The organism is Streptomyces sp. S4.7 (genome assembly GCF_010384365.1).
Classification (GTDB): Bacteria; Actinomycetota; Actinomycetes; order Streptomycetales; family Streptomycetaceae; genus Streptomyces.
This window is the reverse complement of sequence record NZ_CP048397.1, coordinates 1,345,502-1,361,754: the sequence shown is the minus strand read 5'-3', so window position 1 is coordinate 1,361,754 and position 16,253 is coordinate 1,345,502. Positions and strand designations below refer to the sequence as shown.

The 16,253-nt window shown below is 71.8% G+C and carries 16 protein-coding genes and 2 pseudogenes; 7 read left to right on the top strand and 11 right to left on the bottom strand.

The features are described from left to right. Positions 1–101 precede the first annotated feature (101 nt). Positions 102–755 (bottom strand): response regulator, encoded by a 654-nt coding sequence (locus SSPS47_RS06015; protein ID WP_239065223.1) that lies wholly within the window; start codon positions 753–755, stop codon positions 102–104. Between the two features lie 166 nt (positions 756–921). On the opposite strand from SSPS47_RS06015, the gene SSPS47_RS06010 reads away from it, so the two are divergent. From SSPS47_RS06010 to SSPS47_RS05995, 4 genes are all read left to right on the top strand, one after another. Continuing rightward, positions 922–1,905 (top strand): tripartite tricarboxylate transporter substrate binding protein, encoded by a 984-nt coding sequence (locus tag SSPS47_RS06010; RefSeq protein WP_164249306.1) that lies wholly within the window; start codon positions 922–924, stop codon positions 1,903–1,905. Then, the gene (locus SSPS47_RS06005; RefSeq protein WP_239064787.1) at positions 1,902–2,441 is read left to right on the top strand and encodes a tripartite tricarboxylate transporter TctB family protein; all 540 of its coding nucleotides are present in this window, start codon (positions 1,902–1,904) and stop codon (positions 2,439–2,441) included. The genes SSPS47_RS06010 and SSPS47_RS06005 overlap by 4 nt, the downstream gene beginning before the upstream one ends. A 4-nt stretch (positions 2,442–2,445) precedes the next feature. After that, a complete protein-coding gene (locus SSPS47_RS06000; RefSeq protein WP_164249303.1) occupies positions 2,446–3,951 on the top strand; it encodes a tripartite tricarboxylate transporter permease in 1,506 nt (501 codons plus the stop codon). A gap of 117 nt (positions 3,952–4,068) precedes the next feature. Then, the gene (locus tag SSPS47_RS05995) at positions 4,069–5,205 is read left to right on the top strand and encodes a methyltransferase domain-containing protein (RefSeq protein WP_164249301.1); all 1,137 of its coding nucleotides are present in this window, start codon (positions 4,069–4,071) and stop codon (positions 5,203–5,205) included. Here the strand turns inward: SSPS47_RS05995 and SSPS47_RS05990 are convergent. Together SSPS47_RS05990 and SSPS47_RS05985 are read right to left on the bottom strand one after the other, a co-directional pair. Then, positions 5,171–5,719 carry a DUF402 domain-containing protein gene (locus SSPS47_RS05990; RefSeq protein ID WP_164249299.1) on the bottom strand — a complete coding sequence of 183 codons (549 nt, stop codon included), beginning with the start codon at positions 5,717–5,719 and terminating at the stop codon, positions 5,171–5,173. The genes SSPS47_RS05995 and SSPS47_RS05990 overlap by 35 nt on opposite strands. Beyond that, positions 5,700–6,620 (bottom strand): GNAT family N-acetyltransferase, encoded by a 921-nt coding sequence (locus SSPS47_RS05985; RefSeq protein WP_164249297.1) that lies wholly within the window; start codon positions 6,618–6,620, stop codon positions 5,700–5,702. Before SSPS47_RS05985 ends, SSPS47_RS05990 begins: the two co-directional genes overlap by 20 nt. A gap of 96 nt (positions 6,621–6,716) precedes the next feature. Between SSPS47_RS05985 and SSPS47_RS05980 the strand changes: the two genes are divergently transcribed. Next, positions 6,717–7,091: a GntR family transcriptional regulator gene (locus tag SSPS47_RS05980; RefSeq protein ID WP_164249295.1), complete on the top strand. Its 375-nt coding sequence runs from the start codon at positions 6,717–6,719 to the stop codon at positions 7,089–7,091. Positions 7,092–7,271: 180 nt separating this feature from the next. On the opposite strand, the gene SSPS47_RS05975 is transcribed toward SSPS47_RS05980, so the two are convergent. The 4 genes from SSPS47_RS05975 to SSPS47_RS05960 all read right to left on the bottom strand — a co-directional run bounded on the left by SSPS47_RS05975 (position 7,272) and on the right by SSPS47_RS05960 (position 11,575). Further along, positions 7,272–8,381 carry a DUF5925 domain-containing protein gene (locus SSPS47_RS05975; RefSeq protein ID WP_164249293.1) on the bottom strand — a complete coding sequence of 370 codons (1,110 nt, stop codon included), beginning with the start codon at positions 8,379–8,381 and terminating at the stop codon, positions 7,272–7,274. Positions 8,382–8,637: 256 nt separating this feature from the next. Further along, a complete protein-coding gene (locus tag SSPS47_RS05970) occupies positions 8,638–9,498 on the bottom strand; it encodes a polysaccharide deacetylase family protein (RefSeq protein ID WP_164249291.1) in 861 nt (286 codons plus the stop codon). After that, positions 9,495–10,592 (bottom strand): glycosyltransferase family 2 protein, encoded by a 1,098-nt coding sequence (locus SSPS47_RS05965; protein ID WP_239064786.1) that lies wholly within the window; start codon positions 10,590–10,592, stop codon positions 9,495–9,497. Before SSPS47_RS05965 ends, SSPS47_RS05970 begins: the two co-directional genes overlap by 4 nt. Next, positions 10,589–11,575: a glycosyltransferase family 2 protein gene (locus SSPS47_RS05960; RefSeq protein WP_239064785.1), complete on the bottom strand. Its 987-nt coding sequence runs from the start codon at positions 11,573–11,575 to the stop codon at positions 10,589–10,591. Before SSPS47_RS05960 ends, SSPS47_RS05965 begins: the two co-directional genes overlap by 4 nt. Before the next feature lie 517 nt (positions 11,576–12,092). Here SSPS47_RS05960 and SSPS47_RS05955 point away from each other — a divergent pair. Together SSPS47_RS05955 and SSPS47_RS05950 are read left to right on the top strand one after the other, a co-directional pair. Next, positions 12,093–12,896, top strand: a complete 804-nt coding sequence (locus SSPS47_RS05955; RefSeq protein WP_164249290.1) for an SGNH/GDSL hydrolase family protein — start codon at positions 12,093–12,095, stop codon at positions 12,894–12,896. Positions 12,897–13,164: 268 nt separating this feature from the next. Further along, positions 13,165–13,428 carry a hypothetical protein gene (locus tag SSPS47_RS05950; protein ID WP_187280303.1) on the top strand — a complete coding sequence of 88 codons (264 nt, stop codon included), beginning with the start codon at positions 13,165–13,167 and terminating at the stop codon, positions 13,426–13,428. A 43-nt stretch (positions 13,429–13,471) separates the two neighbouring features. Here the strand turns inward: SSPS47_RS05950 and SSPS47_RS35210 are convergent. From SSPS47_RS35210 to SSPS47_RS05940, 4 genes and pseudogenes are all read right to left on the bottom strand, one after another. Further along, positions 13,472–13,621, bottom strand: a pseudogene (locus tag SSPS47_RS35210) (CoA transferase); the annotation flags it as partial. A 345-nt stretch (positions 13,622–13,966) separates the two neighbouring features. After that, positions 13,967–14,065: pseudogene (locus SSPS47_RS35205) on the bottom strand (ABC transporter permease); the annotation flags it as partial. A gap of 156 nt (positions 14,066–14,221) precedes the next feature. Next, positions 14,222–15,415 (bottom strand): type ISP restriction/modification enzyme, encoded by a 1,194-nt coding sequence (locus SSPS47_RS05945; RefSeq protein WP_164249288.1) that lies wholly within the window; start codon positions 15,413–15,415, stop codon positions 14,222–14,224. A gap of 56 nt (positions 15,416–15,471) precedes the next feature. After that, positions 15,472–16,221: a GntR family transcriptional regulator gene (locus SSPS47_RS05940; RefSeq protein ID WP_147877431.1), complete on the bottom strand. Its 750-nt coding sequence runs from the start codon at positions 16,219–16,221 to the stop codon at positions 15,472–15,474. Between the last annotated feature and the right edge of the window lie 32 nt (positions 16,222–16,253).

Below are 16,253 nucleotides of genomic sequence, written 5' to 3'. Positions count from 1 at the left end.
GGTCGGTGGTGGTGTGCCGGGGGCTCGGCCGAAGGTCCGGCAGGCCGTGACTCCGGTACCGGTGCGGTGCGACGGGCGGCGGGCCCCTTCCGGGCGGCCCCTCAGCCCACCCAGCGGTAGCAGCGCTCCGGGCGCCCCGTCCCCCCGTACCGCAGCGTGACCTCCGCCCGGCCCGTGTCCGCGAAGTACTCCAGATACCGCCGCGCGCTCACCCGCGACAGCGCCCCCTCGTCCGCGCACTGCGTCGCCGACAGCCCCTCCGCGTGGCGGCGCAGCGTGCGCTCGACCAGCTCCGCCGTGTGCGCGGCCAGCCCCTTCGGAAGCTCACGGGAGCCCGGCGGGCGGGTGCCGAAGATCTGGTCGACGTCCTCCTGGCGCGCCTCGCCCAGCCGGTCCAGCCGGGTCCGCAGCGATGCCACGTGCCGCAGCTGTTCCTGGAGCGCGGACTGGCTGAACGGCTTGATCAGATAGTGCAGCGCTCCCGCCCGCAGCGCCGCGCGGATGACACCCGCGTCCCGCGCCGCCGTGATGAACAGCGCGTCCACGCTGGTACGGGTCGCGTCCCGCTCCTCCGCCGCCCGCAGCTCGCGCAGCACGGCGATCCCGTCCATGTCGGGCAGATAGATGTCAAGAAGCACCAGGTCAGGGCGGCGCAGCTCCGCCGCGCGCAGCGCTTCGGCGCCGCTGTGCGCCACACCGACGACCTCAAACCCGTCTATTGCGGACACATAGCGGCCGTGCAGTTTCGCGACCATGAAGTCGTCGTCCACCACCAGCACTTTTGTCACGCCGTCACGCTAGGCCGCGACCGCAACGACCACAACGTCCGTTGATTCCGGAAGAGAGACAGCTTCTTAACGCGAAGGCAACATGTGGGCCACCTCACTGCCCTACGACTTGCTTCCCTGAAAGGCGGCACACGTGCGATTCCGCACTCCCCTCGCCCTCCTCGGGGCCGCGCTGCTGGTGCTGGTGGGTCCGCCGCTGCTCTCCGCGGGCAGTGGTGGCGACACCGGTACACAGATACCCGGCCTGCGTTTCATGGTTCCCAACACCCCGGGCGGCGGCTACGACATCACCGCCCGCACCATGGCCAAGAACGCCGAGGACGCCGAGCTCAACCACAACATCGAGGTCTTCAACCTGCCCGGGGCCGGTGGCACCGTCGGTCTCGCCCGCGCCGTGAGCGAACACGGCAACGGCAAGCTCGTCGTCTCCATGGGCCTCGGCGTCGTCGGCGCCGCACGCACCAACAACTCGCACGAGACCCTCGCCGACACGACGCCGATCGCCCGCATCAGCGAGGAGACCGACATCGTCGTCGTCGCCAAGGACTCGCCCTACAAGACGATCAACGACCTCGTCGAGGCATGGAAGAAGAACCCGGCCGAACTGCCCGTCGGCGGCGGATCGTCGCCCGGCGGACCCGACCACCTCGCGCCCATGCTGATGGCGCGGGCCGCCGGAATCGCGCCGAAGACCGTCAACTACGTCCCCTTCGACGGCGGTGGCGAACTCCTCGCCTCCATCCTCGGCAACAAGGTCGCCTTCGGCGTCTCCGGTCTCGGTGAGTACCGCGACCAGATCGAGGCGGGCGAACTGCGGCTGCTCGCCGTCACCGGCCCCGAACGGACCCCCGGCATGGACGCGCCCACCCTGCGCGAGGCGGGTCTGGACACCGACTTCACCAACTGGCGCGGCGTCGTCGCGCCGCCCGGCATCTCCGACGCCCAGCGCGACAAGCTCATCGCCTTCTTCGAGAAGCTGCACGCCTCACCGCAGTGGAAGGAATCGCTGAAGAAGAACGGCTGGGACGACGCCTTCCTCACCGGTGACAAATTCGGCGACTTCCTCGCCGCCGAGGACAAGCGCGTGCAATCCGTCCTGAAGGAGCTCGGGCTGTGACCACCGAACCGAACACCCCACCCGAGGCGAAGGCCCCCGCCTCCCGCGGCTGGCTGCGCGAACACTCCGAACTCGGCGTCGGCCTCATGCTGCTCGTCCTCGGGGTCCTCGTCCTCACCGACGCCCTCACCATGGACGTCGACATCACCCAGCGCGGCCCGATCGGCCCCAAGACCGTCCCGATCGTCGTCGGCATCGGTCTGCTCGTCGTCGCCGCCTTCCTCAGCCTCGACGTCCTGCGCGGCGGCCGGGGCGAGTCCGAGACCGGCGAGGACATCGACCTGAGCGAACCCAGCGACTGGCGCACCGTGCTGCTGCTCGCCGGAGTCTTCCTCGGCAACGCCGTCCTCATCGGCCCCCTCGGCTTCCCGATATCCGGGGCGCTGCTCTTCTGGGGCTCCGCGTACGCGCTCGGCAGCCGCCACTTCCACCGCGACCCGCTCATCGCCGCGGGCCTCTCCCTCGTCACCTACTTCCTCTTCAACAACCTGCTCGGCGTCCCCCTCCCCGGTGGCCCGCTGATGGGAGTGATCTAGAACCATGGACTCCCTCAACTCCCTGATCGACGGCTTCGGAACGGCGCTCACGCCGATCAACCTGCTCTGGGCCGCCGTCGGCGTACTGCTCGGCACCGCGATCGGCGTCCTGCCCGGCATCGGCCCGGCCATGGCCGTCGCCCTGCTGCTCCCCGTCACCTACGGTCTGGAGCCGACCGGCGCGTTCATCATGTTCGCCGGTATCTACTACGGCGCCATGTTCGGCGGCTCCACCACCTCGATCCTGCTCAACACCCCCGGTGAGAGCGCGGCGGTGGTCGCCGCCATCGAGGGCAATCCGATGGCCAAGGCGGGACGCGGCGCGCAGGCGCTCGCCGCCGCGGCGGGCGGTCACTTCGTAGGCGGCATGATCGGCACCATCCTGCTGGTCGTCCTCGCCCCGACCGTCGCCTCACTCGCCGTCGACATCGGCGCCCCCGACTACTTCGCCATCATGGTGCTGGCGTTCATCGCCGTCACCTCGGTCCTCGGCTCGTCCCGTATCCGCGGACTCGCCTCGCTGCTCATCGGTCTCACCATCGGCCTGGTCGGCCTCGACCAGATGACCGGGCAGCAGCGCCTGACCTTCGGCACGCTCGAACTCGCCGACGGCATCGACGTCGTGATCGTCGCGGTCGGTCTCTTCGCGATCGGCGAGGCCCTGTGGGTCGCCGCGCACCTTCGGCGCTCCTCCGGCGAACCGGTCCCGGTCGGCCGCCCCTGGCTGGGCAAGGACGACGTACGGCGCACCTGGAAGCCGTGGCTGCGCGGGCCGCTCATCGGCTTCCCGTTCGGCGCGATCCCGGCCGGTGGCGCGGAGATCCCGACGTTCCTGTCCTACGTCACGGAGAAGCGGCTCTCCAAGAACAAGAAGCAGTTCGGCAAGGGCGCCATCGAGGGCGTCGCCGGACCCGAGTCGGCCGCCTCGGCCTCGGCCGCCGGCACCCTCGTGTCGATGCTGACGCTCGGGCTGCCGACGACCGCCGTCGCCGCCGTGATGCTGGCCGCGTTCCAGCAGTACGGCATCCAGCCCGGACCGCTGCTGTTCGAGCGCGAGTCGGAGCTGGTATGGGGCCTGATCGCCTCGTTGTTCGTCGGCATGGTGCTGCTGCTGGCACTGAACCTGCCGCTCGCCCCGGTGTGGGTGAAGCTGCTGCGCATCCCGCGCCCCTATCTGTACGCGGGCATCCTCTTCTTCGCGGCCGTCGGCGCGTACGCGGTCGGCGGAGAGGCGCTGGACCTGGTGATCCTGCTGATCATCGGTCTGATCGGGTTCGGCATGCGGCGCTACGGGCTGCCGGTGCTGCCGGCCGTCATCGGCGTCATCCTGGGCCCGGCCGCGGAACAACAGATGCGCAGGGCCCTCCAGATCAGCGACGGAAGTGTCACCGGCCTCGTCAACACACCGTTCTCGGTGACCGTCTACGCCGTCGTCGTACTGATCGTCTGCTGGCCGCTGGTGCGCAGGCTCGTGCTCGGCCGCCGGAAGGACACCGAGGTCTCGGCCTGACGCCCTGACCGAAAGGGAGCCCCGAACAGGCCCCACCCGCCCGACAGTTCGGACCGTGCGCGCGTGCCCCGGCGCCTGCCGGTCCGGACTGTCGGTCGTGGATGGGACCATCGAGACATGACCCCGATCGACTGGGACGACGCCGCAGACTCCTTCGACGAGGAGCCCGACCACGGGCTGCTCGATCCGACCGTACGCAAGGCGTGGGCCGCCAAGCTCGCCGGCTGGCTGCCCCCCGAGCCGTCCAGGGTGCTCGATCTCGGCTGCGGCACCGGCAGTCTCGCCCTCCTCGCCACCGAGTCGGGCCACCGTGTCACCGCCGTCGACCTGTCGCCGCGCATGGTCGGACTCGCCCGCGCCAAACTGTCGGGCACGGACACGGAGGTGCTGGTCGGCGACGCGGCGAGACCCCCCGTGGGGGAGCGCACATTCGACGTGATCATGGCCCGTCATGTGCTGTGGCTGCTCTCCGATCCGGACCGGGCGCTGAACCACTGGCTGTCCCTGCTGCGCCCCGGCGGGCGGCTGATACTGATCGAAGGCGTCTGGTCCGGCGCCGGCCTGCCGGCGACCCGCGTCACGATGTCCCTCGCCCCGCTCGTCGAGCGCGTCCAGCACGAACACCTGTCGGCCGACGCCGCCCTCTGGGGCCGCGCCGTCGACGACGAGCGGTACGCGCTGCTCGCCCACACCGCGCAGCGCCGCCGTCACACGGAAGTGGTCGACGTCCATCTGATCCTGCGCCGGAGCGACGAGGTGCTGCTCGCCCGCCGCTCCGGCACGGGATACGGGGACGGCCTGCTGAACAGCCCGGCGGGCCACGTCGAGGACGGCGAGGACGTCCGCGCGGCGATGGTCCGCGAGGCGTCCGAGGAGATCGGCGCCGAACTGGACCCCGGCGACCTGCGTACGGCCCTGGTCATGCACCACCGCGGCCCCGGCGGCCGGCCGCGCACGGGCTGGTTCTTCGAGGCCCGGTGGGAGGCGGGGCGCACGCCCTGGGAGCCGTACAACCGGGAGCCGGACAAGTGCTCGGGTCTCTCCTGGCACCCGCTCTCCGCGCTCCCCGACGACATCGTCGCCTACTGCCGCGCGGGCCTGGAGGCGTACCGGGCGGGGGAGCGCTTCGTCATCCACTGGCACGAGGACGCCGACTCGATCGCCCACGACCCGGACGGCACACCGCGCGCGACACTGCTGCCCAAGACGGACACGGGCGCTACGACGCCGGAAGGCGGTCCGACAGCTTCGTGAACGCGCCGTCGCGTACGAGGAGTTCCAGCTCGTCCAGCGCGCGGCGGGCCGCGTCGGCCGCGACCGGGTCCCGGTCGGCGAGGCCGCTCTCCTCGAACTCGTCCTCGTCGAGACGCAGGACCGTCCCGCCGTCCGCCGACGCCCAGAGATCGAGATCCAGGTCCTCGACCAGCAGCTCGTACCGCAGTTCACCAGGCCCGAGGCCGCGCACGACCGTCGGCCGCGTCACGTCGCAGTACCAGCCCTTGAGCGTGCCGTCGCCCGCACGGACCTCCTTCACCGCGTACCAACGGTCGCGCCAGTAGTGCTCCGTGAAGACGTCGCCGGGCTCGAAGCGTACGAAGCCGAAGTCCCGTACGGAGTCGGCCGCCCACGGGGCGCGCACCACCACCCTGGCGCCGTCGTCGGTGATCAGGGTGGCGGGATAGCGGATCTTCGTACGGCCCGCCTTCACCAGATGCACCTGCACCTCGACCCCGGGGGCCCGCACCGCGTCAGACGAGCTCGCGGACATGGCGTACCTCCGAGGCACAGATCCGGTAGCCGAACCGGGAGTTGACCGCGAGCATCGGCTCGTTCCCCGAGTCGTTGTTGGTGAACGCGTCGGTGTAACCGGCGGCTCGGGCGCGGCGCAGGGAGTCCGCCTTGGCGGCCTTGGCCAGACCCCGGCCGCGGTAGTCGCGCAGCGAGCCCGTCATGGCCGACAGATAGGTCGTGTCACCGTCCGTGTGGACCAGGGTGAAGGCCACGATCCTGCCGTCGGCGACCACGAGGGTGCTGAGGCGGTGGTCCAGACAGGGGTGCCGCCAGGTGTTGTTCAGCCAGTCCTCGTAGTCGTCGAGGCTTGTGCTGATGTCACCCGGTTCGTCCGACGTCGCCTCGGCGTCGGAGTCGAACACCGACCGCGGGTCGTCGGCGAAGTCCGCCGCTGTCGCCAGCGCGCAGCCCGCGGGGAGTTCCGGCGGCTCGGGCAGCGCGGCATCCGTCAGGCCGAGCCGCTGGAAGTGCGCGGTACGCAGCGGCGAGTAGCCCCGGCGGGCGGCGAAGGCGAGGGAAGCGGGCTCGTCGTTCACCCAGGTGAGCAGGGTGGTGGCGCCCTCGGCGGCCAGATGCTCCTCGGCTGCCCGCAGGATCGCCGAGCCCGCGCCCCTGCCCGTGTGGTCGGGGTGCACATGGGGGTTGGCCCGGGCCTGACCGGGCACTTCGCTGTCGTAGGCGAGCGAGACGTGCGAGGTGCCGATCACCTCCCCGCCGTCCTCGGCCACCAGCATGCGGTATTTCGACGCCGGGTTGGCGCTGCGCACGGTGAAGTGCAGGGCCTCCTCGGTCGTCACGGCGTACGGGACGGTGGCGCGCCTGACGCGGACGACTGCCGGGGCGTCCGCCGGACGGAAATCACGAACGATCACACTCATGAATCGGCACGCTACGCGGGCCCGGCGCCGCGACGCCTCCCATTTTCCGTCCAGGAACGCGGTGGCCGGCGCGGGAGATGGGGGACAATCGGGCCTGTGACCCTGAAGATCTCCATCGACGGCGACGCGACGACCGCTCCGTACGAGCAGTTGCGCACCCAGATCTCCGAACTGGCGCGCTCGGGCGCGCTGCCCGTGGGACACAAGCTCCCGACGGTGCGGGGCTTCGCCGAGGAACTCGGCCTCGCGGCGAACACCGTGGCCAAGGCGTACCGGGCCCTGGAGGCGGACGGGGTGATCGAGACGCGCGGCCGCAACGGCACGTTCGTCGCGGCGGCGGGCGACGCGGCAGACCGCAAGGCGGCTGCCGCCGCCCAGGAGTACGCGGAGCACGCGCGGCGACTCGGCCTGTCCCGCGCGGACGCGCTGGCACTGGCCGAGGACGCGGTACGGGCGGCGTACTCGCGCTGAGCGCGGGGACGAGGGCGAGCGGGCCGGATCATGCGCGGAACCCCGGCCGGCACATCGGCGAGCGAATCGAACAGCTCGACCGAAGTCATGGCTTGTTTCTCAGCTCTGACAGGGAGGTGTCGCCAAAAAGGGGGCATATGGGATCGGTGGTCCGGGATCGGGGGAATCCGTGTCCGGGATCTACAGGTACAGACCCGCGTCCGCGCCCTTCGACTGGCCCGGCACCGACGTCGGGCCGCCGCCGCGGCGAAGTGCGAACAGCTCGGCCAGCGTGGCCCCCTCGCGGCCCACCGCCCCCTCCCAGTCGCCCTCCTCCCGGCTCAGCCAGCTCTCCGCCTCCGGGCGGGTCAGCGAGCCGACCTCGATCCGGGCCAGACAGCGGCCGGGCCTGACGACCGCCGGGTGGAGGCGCTCCAGATCCTCGTTGGTCGTCACTCCCACCAGGACGCTCCTGCCCTGGCCGAGCAGCCCGTCGGTGAGGTTCAGCAGCCGGGACAGCGCTTGGCCCGCCGTGTGTTTGGCCTCGCCGCGGATCAGTTCGTCGCAGTCCTCCAGGAGCAGCAGCCGCCAGCGGCCCTTCGCCGAGCCCTCGTCCTCGCCGATCGCGATGTCCATCAGATAGCCGACGTCGTTGAGCAGCCGCTCCGGGTCCAGGACGCAGTCGACCTGGCACCAGTCCCGCCACGACCGGGCCAGCGTCCGCAGCGCCGACGTCTTCCCGGTGCCCGGCGGGCCGTGCAGCAGGAGCAGCCGGCCCGCGATGTCGTGGGGTGTCACCTTCATCAGCCGGTCCATCGCTTCGGCCACCGGCGCCGTGTAGTTGACCCTGACCTCGTCCCAGGTTCCGGCCGCGATCTGGCGGGTCGTCCGGTGCGGGCCGCGGCGCGGTGAGTCGTACCAGAATCCCATGGTCACGTTCTCGGGCACCGGTTCGGGCTCGTCCTGTGCGCCGGCGGTCGCCTCGCCGTGCACCTTCTCGGCCAGTTCGGCACTGGTCGCGGTCACCGTGACGTCCGCGCCCCGGTTCCAGCGGGAGACGAGCAGCGTCCAGCCGTCGCCCTCGGCGAGAGTGGCGCTGCGGTCGTCGTCACGGGCGGAGCGCAGCACCGTGGCTCCCGACGGGAGCAGGGAGGTACCGGACTTGACGCGGTCGATGGACGAACTGTGCGAGTGGGGCTGCTCGCCCGTCGCGAAACGGCCGAGGAAGAGTGCGTCGACCACATCCGACGGTGAGTCGCTGTCGTCGACATTGAGCCGAATCGGCAGGGCGTCCTGAGGCTTGGCAGACATGGCGCCCATGATCCGGCACGCGCCCGGATGACGCACGGCGTTTAGGTCCTGTCCGGCGGATCTTCGGGGGCCCGGGACGCCTGGCACGGCACCTCGCAACGTTGTCGGACTCGTCCGGGTACGTCCAGTGCGAGCACGATCCTCCGCCTTGCGGTGCACCGCACCACGTGGCACCAGCCGCTCCGCGGCGGGCCCGGGCTGATCTCCGAAGATCCGCCGGACAGGACCTGGGCCCGGCGCCGTGGCGGGGCCGTTCTCAGTTGCCGGACGGGCCGCGTGCTCCGGGGACGAGCCCCGCCCGCCGGGCCCCCCGGACCACCGCGTACGCCTTCGTCAGCGCGCGGTCGCCGGCGAAGAGACGGCCGACGGACCGGCCGTCGACCAGCCGCGCGAACTCCCCGATCTCCGTGGAGCGCCGCACGGTGACCCGTTCCAGTGCGTACGGGCCCTGGCCCCGGCGAGCGAGCGCGTTGCCCACGGCCAGCGCCTGCTCGAACCCGGCGGCCCGGACCGCGCGCCGTACGCGGCGGGTGGAGTAGCCGTACGGGTACGCGAACGAGACCGGCGCGGCGCCCAGTTCGGCGGCGACGATCTCCCGGCAGCGCGCCGCCTCGTGTCCCAGCCGCCGGTCGTCGAGCTGGTCCAGCTGCGGATGGGTGTGACTGTGGCCGCCGATCTCCACGCCGGCGGCGGCCAGTTGGCGCACCTGGTCCCAGTCGAGCATCGTGTCGGGGGCGCCGCCCCCGTCGTACGGGCCGCGCAGCCACCCCGTGGAGACGAACAGGGTGGCCGCGAAGCCGTGTCGGGCCAGCACGGGCAGGGCGTGGCGGTGCACGCCCTCGTACCCGTCGTCGAACGTGATCAGCACCGGCCGGTCCGGCAGCCGCCCCCGCCCCCGCCCCCGCCAGACGGCGGCCAGCGCCGCCGTCGTCAGTGGGGTGAAACCCCGGTCGCCGAGGAGCGCCATCTGCTCGGCGAACGCCTCCGGCGACACGGACAGGGCGCGCACCGACGGGGCCGGCCAGTGCGCGAGCGCGTGGTACATCAGGATCGGTACCGGCCCCTCCGGCCCCGGTCCGGTCCGAGGCGTCGCGCCGTCGCCCGTACCCCTGCTCATACGGCGGCTCCTCGCGGACCCTCGCGGGCCGGCGCCGTGACGGGTGTCGCCGTGACGGCCGGCGCCCCGGCAGGCTCCGCCGCCGGGGTGATCGGCCCGGACGAGAACGTGACGGGGCCCCGGCGAGCGCGGGCGGTACCCACGAGATATCCGGTCGCCGTCGTCAGCACCCCGGCCACGATCGCCCCGGCCCGCCCCGCACCGCCGCGTCCACGGCCGGGCCCGCGCACCGCGTCGCGCAGCCCGCGCGCCACCCCCGTCGGCAGGATCCGCGTGGCATAGCGCCGCTCGGACTCAAGTCCCTTGCCCGCGCCGACACTTCGGGCGACCAGGGCCTTGGAGAGACCCTCGGCGTAGGCCCGTTCGCGGAAGTACCCGAACCGCGTACGCGCCGGGGGGACCTTGTGGCGGATCACCGCGCGGTCGTCGATCAGCAGCACGGCGTGCGGCAGCGCCCCGGTGAGCCTGATGCACAGCTCCGTCTCCTCGCAGCCCAGCGGACGCCTGTCGCCGTCCCGCCCGATGCCGGTGGCGAAGCCCCCGGCGGAGTCGAACGCGGAACGGCGGAACGAGGCGTTGCCGCCCAGGACGTTGCGGACCCGTACCTTGCCCGGCGGCAGCCCCCGGTACGTACAGCCGACGATCCAGTCGAACTCCTCGGGGAACCAGACCGGCCGGCCCCCCGAGGGCCAGGCGGGCAGCGTCCGGCCGCCGACGGCCATCACCCGCGGATCGCCGTACCCCGCCGCGAGGTACCGCAGCCAGTCGCGCTCGGCGACGGCGTCGTCGTCCAGGAAGGCCACGAACTCCCCGCGGGCGGCGGCGATTCCGGTGTTGCGGCCGGCGGACAGGCCCCGGGGGCCCGCGTTGGCGAGCACCCGCACCTCCCCGCCCTCCGCCGGTGACACCGAGCGGTACCGAGCGCGCAGCCGCGTCCGCAGCGCCTCGTTGTGGTCGACCACGAGCAGCGTCTCCGCGGGTGGCATCGACTGCCTCCGTACGGAGTCGACGGCGGCGAGGATGTCCTCCCAGCGCTCCTGCGTGTACACGCAGATGACCACGGAGAACGAGCGGTGGAGATGACGGTCGATCACGAGATCTCCTCCTGCCCGGCTCCCTGTCCGACGACGGCCCCCGGCAGGCCCGCCCGGACGGCGAGCGGCAGCGGCAGCGCCGGTCTCACCCCGCGAGGCCGGCGCCGGGCCGCTCGCGGGACGCCCTTCTCCTTGAGGATGACCCTCAGGACCCGCAGCCCGTCCCGGACGGCCCGGAGATTGCTCACGCCGTGGATCCGGTCGTACTCGTGGCTCGGGATCTCCTGCACCTTCAGACCGGCCTTGACGACCCGGATGTTCATCAGGGTCTCGACCTCGAACCCGGTGCAGTCGAGCGTGATCCGGTCCAGGCAGTGCCGCCAGAAGGCGTTGTAGCCGTAGCAGAGGTCGGTGTAGCGGGCGCCGAACTTGGCGTTCACGACCGAGCAGAGCACATGGTTGCCGAGCTTGCGGATCAGGGTCATGTCGTCCGTGCCGCCGCCGTTGGCGAACCGCGACCCCTTGGCGAAGTCGGCGCCCGAGACGAGGGCCGACACATAGCTGACGATCTCGTGACCGTCGGCCGACCCGTCGGCGTCGACCATCACGATGATGTCGCCCGTGCAGGCGGCGAATCCGCTGATCAGGGCGTCGCCCTTGCCCCTGCCGCGCTGCCTGACGACCTTGACGTCCGGCCGCAGCTCCCGTGCGACACGGACCGTGGCGTCGGTGGAGTTGCCGTCCACGAGGACGACTTCGTGGATCCAGTCGGGCAGGGTCTTGAAGACGTACGGCAGATTCTCCGCCTCGTTCATCGCGGGGATCACCACGCTCACCGGCGGGGCGATCGCGAGATACGAGGAGACCGGCCGGTAGCGGCCGAAGGAGCGGTCGAGTGGAGCGTGGCCGAGCAGGTCGTGGTCGGGCAGCTCGTCGAGTTCGTCCAGTTCGTCGCCGAGCGGTTCGCCGCCGGACACGGAGCCGGAAAACGGCATGCCCAACGGGTCTTCGCCCGGGACCGCCGGGCGCAGGAATGAGCTCACGGATCTGTTCCCTCTCCACCGGTGGACCGCCCGCCCCCGGGCGGCCCGGAATGATGTGCCGGTTCGAAAAGGGGGTTCTCACCCTGTACATGACAGCCTTGATCTCCGGCCTGTCAGGTGAGTGGAGACAGGTCGTGCGTCGCGCGGCACCCCCTACCGCGCTCCCGTGCCGGGAGCCGTCGCGACGTCCGAGCCCTCCCCTGAAGTCGCTCTGCTGACGGACCGTTGCGGGTGAATGTCAGAAGGTATTGATACTTACGACTGTATGGCAAGGGCTGCGACATGACCGCGCCTATTTGCTATTTGGCCGTACTTCGACCGGTGGTTTCCGGAACCTCCCTGTTCGGATTTGCTCGATCCGTTACCGGGCGCGCGCCCGTTCCGGCCAGTTCGAGCGGTATACGCGCGTCCATCTGCAAGTTTCACCGGATCTACATGGCATGGACACTTCCTGCGAAGTCCCGCGCCTGGTACGAACGTTGAGGCAGAGATCCCGCCTACTGGAGGACCCCCCCACATGAAGCTGACCAGAATCGCCGCGCTCTCTTCGTCCCTCCTGCTCGGCGCCGTGCTCACGCTCACCGGTGCGAGCACGGCCCAGGCCGACGAGTCCGCCGCGCTCGACTACGTCGCCCTCGGCGACTCCTACTCGTCCGGTCTCGGAGCCGGTTCCTACGGCGACAGCGGCTCCTGCAAGCGCAGCGGCGTGGCCTACCCGCAGCTCTGGGCCAACGCCAACTCACCCTCGTCGTTCGCCTTCACCGCTTGCTCGGGCGCTCGTACGGGTGACGTGACCGGCAGTCAGCTCGGCCCCGTCAACTCCGGGACCGACCTCGTCAGCCTCACCGTCGGCGGCAACGACGCCGGCTTCGCCGACGTCATGCTCACCTGTGTCCTCCAGTCCGAGGCCAACTGTGTGTCACGGGTGAACCAGGCGCGGGGCTACGTCGACACGACGCTGCCCGGTCAGCTGGACTCCGTGTACAACGCGATCAGTGCCCGGGCGCCGTCCGCGAAGGTCGTCGTCATCGGCTACCCGCGCTTCTACCAGCTCAACGGATCGTGCGTGGTGGGTCTGACCGAGACCGAGCGGAGCGCCATCAACGGCGCCGCCGACCACCTCAACTCGCTGCTGGCCAAGCGCGCCGCCGACCACGGCTACAGCTACGCGGACGTCACCGGTCCCTTCACCGGTCACGAGATCTGCTCGTCGTCGTCCTGGCTGCACAGCGTGAGCGTGCCGAACCTCGGTGAGTCCTACCACCCCACCGCGCAGGGCCAGTCGGGTGGTTATCTGCCGGCCTTCTCTTCGGCCGTCTGACCCAATCGCGGATCGTACGAACTGACCGCCGGGCCGGTACCGGTCCGCCCGTCCTCCTGGGGCCGGCGGACCGGAATCGACGTTCGGTCACATCGAACAGTCCGGCGGTCGGTTGTCCAACTCGCCCTGGAATACAATGGATTCAACGGGCGCACTGCCATCCCCGAACGGGTGCTGTCAATCCTTGAGGCGGGATACACGTGTGTCCCATGGGGGAGATAGGGTTAACCTGCCCGAGCCGGGTGCCCTCGTACGGGTGGGGAGTGACATGGATCAGATAACAATGCACAGCAGGGCGCGAGTACCTGCCATCACATGTGGGAGCAGCGCGACCAGTTCACGGCTCGACCGCCATCTCTCGGTGCTCGGCGGCCCCGCCGTCCCGCAGCGCGAGGCGGCCGAAGCGACGAGCCTGATGCGGGAGTTGACCTCGCGGGACGAGGTGCGGACCCGCAGGAGCAAGAGCGCGCGCGTCTCCCTGTTCGCACCGCTCAGGCGGCTGCGACGGTCCCTCTTCGGCAGCCGCCGCTGACCCATCCGGTCGGCGGTCGCCGACCCCCGGACAGCGCACGGACGATCACACCGTCCCGACGCAGCGCCGCGCTCCGCTCGCCCCTCACTCCCAGGGCCCGCGGCGGTGCGTCGGTGTGCTCGCCGAGCGCCCGGACCGCCCCTCGGCTGTGCCGCCCGTCCCACCACCCGGCAAGGTGAACCGGCGGCAGCACAAGGGGCGGTGGCACGACGCGACGGTACGGGCGCCCGCCCGTCGCTCCTCGTGTACCCGCGCACCGCCAGCGGTACGAACACCGCCAGGATCACCAGTCCCCCACAGCAGCGCGCCCACCACCGCGTTCGCCGGCGGCCGGGCCGCGTCCGCGGTCGGCGACGACGTGCCGCACAGCTCGCGTACGGCCGCCGCGACCGCGCTGATCGGGTCCCACTCGGCAGACCACGCGCAGCCGGCCCCGGCAGACCCTCCGTGGGGAGGCGGGCGTTCGAGAGCAGCGGCGGACCGAAGGCCCCGGGCGCGCCCGGCACGCCGCCCTCGATCCACCGGTGAGCACATCGGCCGCGGCCCGGCTCATCGGCATGGTGCGGAAGCGGTCCACCACGTCCCGCTGCGCGTCCCGCGCCGAGTGGAACATGCCGGTCATGACGCCGCCGGCCGCCGGCCGCCGTCGCCGTAGGCCGCCTCCTGCCCTGGCCGGCCGAGGTCTCGGGACCGGTCGAGATGGCGGCCGCCTTCGACCGGGCGCCGAGCCGGGTGCTCGACTCGTTCGGCTCCGGCTGACGGTCAACCGGGCCCGACGACCCGTCAGTACGACTCAGATCAGGGCGAACTGGCCCTCCGGGCCCTCCTCGTGGTGGTCGAGCACCGACGCGGGGCGCCGGGCCGCGTCGGGCACCGGCAGCACACCGGCTCCGCGCAGCTCGTCCGCGCCGATCACCGGCCCGTGGTCCAGTGCCGCGCCCAACTCCCGCTGGCGGGGCCGCAGTCCGGCGAGCAGCGCGAGCACGGTGATCAGCTCCAGCAGCTCCGACGTCCACTCCTGCGGCCAGGCCCGCGGGCCGATCGCCTCCAGGGTGCCCGGCTCCGCCCGCGCCGCGCGCCGCTCGAACCACAGCTCGATCATCCGGACGCCACCGACCTGGAAGTCCCAGGCCTCCACCGGCACGGGGGAGATCCGGCCGTCACCGATGTGGAGCGTCTCGTCCTCGGAGTCGTAAGCGATCGTCGTGGGCCTGGCGGGGACGGCGGCGCGTACGTACGGGCGCCGGCCGCCCGGCAGCCGGGGACGCTCCCCGCCGTGCGCGCCGCGCAGCTGGACCTCGCCCAGTCCGGCGCCGAGTGCCACCCCGGTCGCCCACAGCTCCGGATCGGCGGTCAGCGGCACCACACAGCCGCGAGGCGAGGGCCGGGCCGCCGCGACCGCCCAGTCGAGCAACTGGCGCGCGGTGACCTCGTGTCCGAGGCGCGCGGTCAGTGACTCCGTGAGTCCGGGCGTCAGATTGGGTTCGGCGCCGCCCGGCCTGCGGTACAGCGGCCGGATCCGGCCGGGGCGCCCGGCGGGGGAGCGGCCGTCCGGCAGCAGGGCGCTCACGAGCAGCGCGGGACCGGCGGCGCCGGGCACGAACCCCTGCTCCACGGCGAAGAGCTGACGCTCGTCGGCGACCCGCCACAGCTCCGGCCTGGCCGCGTCGATCAGCCGGTGGTCGGGGATCAGATAGCGCTCGTCGAACGGACCGTGCCCCACCCGCAGCGGCGCCGGACACCGTCCGGACTCCCGTGCGAACCTGCCCGTGCCGGTGAGCTGTCCCGGCAGAGCGGTGACCGCGCTGCCCGGCGTACGGGAGCGGGTCGGCCCGAACAGCGCCGTACGCTCGGCGCCCGTGGCCCGTATCAGCGTGTCCCAGCGCGCGGTGAGCGAGGCGGCGTCGGGGGCGAGGATCCAGCCGCGGCCGAGCCGCAGCGGCGCCACCGACCACGGCATGAGGTCGCTCAGCAGCGGGGCCGTCATACGGGCACACCCCTCCCGGTCCGTCGCGTGCCGTCGAAAGGAGCGTACCGACCGGGTCAGTCCGTCTCCATGGTGACCGAGAACGAGAAGCGGTCGCCCCGGTAGCGGATTCTTGCCACGTCCACGACCTGGCCGTCCGCGTCGTACGTGACCCCCGTGTAGTGCAGGATCGGGCTGAGCAGCGGCACCTGGAGCAGATCGGCCGTGGCCGGGTCGGCGAGCGTGGCCTCGACCGTGTCCGTGATCCGGCTGATCCGCACCCCCAGCACGTCACGCAGCACCTTGGTCATCGGCCAGCGCTCCAGATCCGCGGGATCGAGCCGGTCCGCGATCTCCGTACGCAGCGCGTTCTCGGCCCAGTTGGTCGGCTCGCCGCTCTCGCCGTCGCGGCGCAGCCGCCGGTAGAGCGTGACCTCGTCGACGCCCGGGAAGTACTCGGCCAGCCCGCCGGGCACCGGCGCCCGGCCGTGGCCGGTCACCGTCGTCCGCTCGCCCGACTGCTGTGCCACGACCGCGTCGATGGAGCCGAGCAGCCGGCGGGGCGCCCCGCGCCGCGCGCCCGGTTCGATGAAGGTGCCGCGCCGCCGGTGCCTGCTGATCAGGCCCTCCTGCTCCAGCTCCTTGAGGGCCTGACGCATCGTCAGCACACTGACGCCGTAATGCCCGGCCAGCTGCTCCTCCGTGGGAAGACGCAGCGGGTCGTGCGGGCGCCGGCCGAGTATGGACGCCCGCAGCGACTGCGAGACCTGGTACCAGAGCGGCAGCTTGCGGTTGAGGACCAGCGAATCGGGTGCGAATGCGGTCACGGCGGACTCCGAATCGGGCGGGTCGGACCGGA